Annotated in this window: 3 protein-coding genes; 1 reads left to right on the top strand and 2 read right to left on the bottom strand. The window is 55.3% G+C overall.

Annotated elements, in window-relative coordinates; translation table 11 throughout:
• Positions 1–13 precede the first annotated feature (13 nt).
• Entirely contained in the window at positions 14–1,099 is a 1,086-nt protein-coding gene (locus ACLL9E_RS04160) for a L,D-transpeptidase family protein (RefSeq protein ID WP_411290482.1), read from the top strand.
• A 6-nt stretch (positions 1,100–1,105) separates the two neighbouring features.
• Here ACLL9E_RS04160 and ACLL9E_RS04155 read toward each other — a convergent pair whose 3' ends face one another.
• Together ACLL9E_RS04155 and ACLL9E_RS04150 are read right to left on the bottom strand one after the other, a co-directional pair.
• A complete protein-coding gene (locus ACLL9E_RS04155; protein ID WP_411290481.1) occupies positions 1,106–2,560 on the bottom strand; it encodes a carotenoid oxygenase family protein in 1,455 nt (484 codons plus the stop codon).
• A gap of 96 nt (positions 2,561–2,656) precedes the next feature.
• Positions 2,657–4,150 carry an aldehyde dehydrogenase family protein gene (locus ACLL9E_RS04150; protein ID WP_411290480.1) on the bottom strand — a complete coding sequence of 498 codons (1,494 nt, stop codon included), beginning with the start codon at positions 4,148–4,150 and terminating at the stop codon, positions 2,657–2,659.
• Between the last annotated feature and the right edge of the window lie 153 nt (positions 4,151–4,303).

The following is a 4,303-nucleotide window of genomic DNA, read 5'->3' as shown; positions in this document are numbered from 1 at the left end:
AAAGCCAAAACTCTTGAAATATTTCGCCTTGCTCCTCGCAATGGGCACGCTTGCTGCGTGTGATCGCAATGACAGCTCCAACGATAAAGAACAGCGGACAGCATCGGAAGAGGGAAGCGAGGTCTCTGACCCGCGTGACCTTTTGAAATTTACTGAAGCGCAGGGTAGCGTGCCGTCATTGCCAAAGGCTCTGGACATGCTTTCCGTTCAACTGGCTCTTGACCGGCTTGGCTTTTCGCCCGGAGTGCTGGACGGCAAAAATGGCGAGTCCTTGAAACTGGCGCTAAAAGGTTTTCAAAAGGCCAGCGGCCTTGAAGAAACAGGTGCCCTGGACGAAGCCACGATGGCTGCGTTGGCCAAAGTGAATGTCACAGCACCGACAAGACTGGTTCGCATTCCTGCGATGTTCGCCAACCAGACGTTCTACCCCGATTTTCCAGCCGATGCAGCTGCTCAAGCAAAGCTGCCGGCGCTTGGCTATAGATCGTTGATGGAGGCTTTGGCCGAACGGTTCCACACGACGCCTGAAACTTTATTGGCGCTAAATTCGCGGGATACGCAAATAGGCGCGGACAAGATCATCGTCGTACCTAACCTTCCAGATGTTTCGCCACCGAGCGCCGAACTGTCAGCCCGTGGTTGGGACATGACGTTGCTGTCACTCGGCGTTGCAGCTGAGCAACCGGACATCGAGAGCATCATTGTCGACAAATCCGAAGGCTGGTTGCGGACAGTTGACGGGGAAGGCAAAACCATTGGCCAGTTTCCCGTAACAACCGGCAGCTCGCACGATCCGCTACCCATTGGCAACTGGACCGTGAAGGGCGTCGCACGCAACCCGGAATTCCACTATAACCCGAAACTGTTTTGGGACGTCAGCGACAGTAAGGAAAAGCAATTGCTGAAGCCCGGCCCTAATGGCCCGGTCGGCGTCGTCTGGATTGACCTGTCAAAGCCACATTATGGTATTCACGGAACTGGCGAACCTTCAACAATTGGCCGGGCCGAAAGCCATGGCTGTGTTCGCCTCACAAACTGGGATGCAGCGCGCGTGGCCGGGATGGTGAAACCCGGCACCAAGGTCGTGTTCCAGAAATAAGCGCGATTAAAGGACCGAGCGATCTGCCCAGTGCGCATGCGTGCCGCTGCTGATCTTGTGCGGAAGGGCAATCCGGCAAACGGGCCCGTCTGCAAAGCGCTTGCAATCGATGAGAATACATTCGGAAGTTCCGCTGTTTTCATCGGTCACAAAACTGACGAGATATCCATCATCCTCGTCGACAGCGCCGACTCGCGCGGCAAAGGGTGCCTCACTGCCAAAACGTCCCTCAGGAAGCTCTACGTGCCATGACGCGCCTGTCAGCAGGTCATGCTTCACAAAACCCGTAAACAGGAACCAGCCGGGCTTTGAGGTCGTGCTATAGGCATATCGATAGGGCCGCCCCTGATAGCGCTGGTTCATCATCCCGAACTCGAGAACCCGGTCATCAAGTCGCTCTTCGCGCGTAGTTCCATCGTCAAGGTTGAACCGCCAGCGATGTAGCTTGGGTTTGAAGCTATGTTCGTCGACATAAGCCATCATGTGACCATAGCCGTCCGCGTTTTCGAGTGGCGGTGGATAAGGGTCTTCTTCGAAGTAGCCATCCAGCACGATTTCGTTGCCGTCCTCATACGCATTGATGAAATGCAGGACAAAGGTCGGGTCAGCTTCGAACCAGCGGATGTCTTCGGGCTGGCCAAATCGGGGAATAAGCGCAAATCGCGAAGGCAGTCCTTCGTGCAGCCGCGTCACATGGACGTTGCGTTTGAGCAGCTCCTCATCCCAGAACAGCGGAAAATCGCATAATATCGACCAATTCTGCGTAAACATCATGTCATGCGGCAAGCGTGGGCCGGGAAGCGGAATGGGTACATAATGCACCAGCTTTCCTTCGCGGTTGACGACACCATAATGCATGTAGGGCGCATGTTTTGAATAGTTGAAGAACAACAATTCGCCAGTGCGTTCATCGACCTTGGGATGCGCAGAAATGCCATCGAGAGGCACCCATGATGCCACGCCTTCCTGTTCCAGCGTTGCAGGATCCAGCACATAGCCCTCGCCGCACTGGTAGAATGTCGACACGGCCTTGCCGGCGTGAACAATGATGTCTGTGCTTGATGAATCCTTCAGGCTGCCATGCGCGCCAAAGCCCGGGCGCTTAGACACATCTGTCCTATCCATCAGCCCGCCCCATAACGACCCGCCAGCGTCCTGTTCTGCCTGAAAACAGCGGGTGCGGACGAAGCGGTTGCGATAAGATGCCTTACCGCCCGAAAAATCAATCTGGTGGATCATTCCATCACCATCAAACGGGTGGTAGCGACCAAGTGGTTGGTGCAATTGGTTTTCGGTATTGCGTAAAAAGATGCCGTCAATGTCGTTGGGAATACGGCCTTCGATCACTTCAAGGTCCGTCGCCGTAACCTCATCATGCTGCGGCGTCCACGCTCCATTGAGATAAGGATGGTTGCTCGGCTGCAGCGTTGCTTTCACCGGCGGCAATTTATCGACGTGCATGCGTATTTCCTATCCCGTCGTTCGTCATCCTGAACATGTTTCAGGATAGCACACCGCCGCTCGTTATCCTGAAACAAGTTCAAAATGACGACATGGTTATGAAGTTAGGTCGAAAGTCACCCCTTGTGCAAGTGGCAGATCGTTGGAGTAATTTATCGTGTTGGTCGTCCGGCGCATATAGGCTTTCCACGCGTCGGAACCTGACTCGCGGCCGCCGCCCGTTTCCTTTTCACCGCCAAAAGCGCCGCCGATTTCCGCGCCTGACGTGCCGATATTAACATTGGCGATGCCGCAATCACTTCCTTCTGCTGACAGGAATAGCTCGCATTCGCGGATGTCTGTCGAAAAGAGCGACGACGACAGACCTGCCGCAACGCTGTTCTGCAAAATAATCGCGTCGGATAAATCGCGATAACGGAATATGTACAGGATCGGCGCAAATGTCTCCCTGAGCGCAGGGCCAATATGTGCCTGCATTTCCACAAGGGCTGGTCGGGCATAGACGGCATCCATTGCGATCCGCTCTCCACCCGTCACATTCGCGCCGAGCGCCCTTGCCTCATCAAGTGCAATTTGCATGGCTTCATAAGCCCGTTCGTCGATCAACGGCCCAGCAAGGTTGCTGCTATCCAGCGGGTCGCCCACTGTCATGGAAACGGTTGCGGATTTCAACGCACTGACAAATCCGTCATACACATTCTCGTGCACGAAAAGCCTGCGGAGGCTGGTGCACCTTTGGCCGCTGGTGCCGAATGCCGAAAACAACACGCCGCGCAGCGCCAGAGCCTGATCGGCATTTTCGCTGATGATCGCTGCGTTGTTGCCGCCAAGCTCCAGAATGGTTTTGGCAAAGCGCGCTGCGGCCACCTGCCCGACTTTTCGTCCCATTTCCGTGCTGCCCGTCGCGGAGATCAATGCCACGCGCGGGTCGGCAACCAACGCTGCCCCAACCTCGCGCCCTCCCTGCACGACTTGCGACAAATGCGATGGCGCATCACCGAAGGCACGGACAGCGTGTTCAAAAATGGCCTGAACTGCGACCGCAGTCAGTGGCGTTTTTTCCGACGGTTTCCAGATAACGCTATTGCCGCAAACCAACGCCAGCGCAGCGTTCCACGCCCAAACAGCAACGGGAAAATTGAACGCAGAAATAACAAGCACTGGCCCCAAAGGATGCCATTGTTCCATCATCCGGTGTCCAGGACGCTCGCTGGCGATGGTAAGGCCATGCAACTGGCGCGACAGGCCAACGGCAAAATCGCAGATGTCGATCATCTCTTGAACTTCGCCGAGGCCTTCCGAAATGGGCTTTCCACATTCGATGGTGACAAGCCGCGCCAGATCATCCTTATGTTCGCGCAACGCATTGCCAAACACGCGGACAAGCTCGCCGCGGCGCGGGGCGGGAACCTTACGCCACGCATGGAATGCCTCGTTCGCATGCGCACAAGCCAGATCAACGTCTTGCATGGAAGCAGTTTGCACTGAACCGATATCGCTTCCGTCAATTGGCGAGGACGAAGCCATATCGCCTGTGACACGCGTGCCGAGTTTTTCCAGAATACTGTCTACTTCTGTCCGCAACGTCACCTGAGCTCTCCTGTTTGATTGCTTGCCGAATAGACAGGTTACAGACGTTTTGCCAGCTTGCCCGCAAAGAACAAAAAGGTTAGCGACCGCGCAACAATGGAGATAATATATGGCCGAACTGGCAGCATTTGATTGGTCCGATCCTTTTCGTCT

It is taken from the genome of Sphingorhabdus sp. (assembly GCF_046596595.1).
Taxonomy (GTDB): Bacteria; Pseudomonadota; Alphaproteobacteria; order Sphingomonadales; family Sphingomonadaceae; genus Sphingorhabdus_B.
This window is presented reverse-complemented; position numbering and strand designations above follow the sequence as displayed.